Source organism: Mycetohabitans sp. B2 (assembly GCF_021733735.1).
In the GTDB taxonomy this organism is placed as follows: Bacteria; Pseudomonadota; Gammaproteobacteria; order Burkholderiales; family Burkholderiaceae; genus Mycetohabitans; species Mycetohabitans rhizoxinica.
Genome location: NZ_JAHKSP010000166.1, coordinates 1 through 225 on the forward strand (window position 1 = coordinate 1; position 225 = coordinate 225).

The following is a 225-nucleotide window of genomic DNA, read 5'->3' on the forward strand; positions in this document are numbered from 1 at the left end:
TTAACCTGGCGGGTGAGCCGCTGACAGCGCGCTTCATTCAGCAAATCTTTGAGCAAACGCCCATCCAACGTCTGTGTAACCTTTATGGGCCTTCGGAGAGCACCACCTATTCGACGTGGTTATCGATTCAACGGGGCGAGGCATGGATTGAGAGCATCGGCCGACCGATTGCGAACACGCGCGTTTATCTGCTCGATGCGCACGGCCAGCCAGTGCCACTGGGTG

Annotated in this window: 1 protein-coding gene; it reads left to right on the top strand. The window is 57.3% G+C overall.

Annotated features, from left to right (window positions below):
* Window positions 1-225: AMP-binding protein (locus KPG66_RS17240; protein ID WP_237071661.1), on the top strand; the 225-nt coding region annotated here is incomplete at both ends.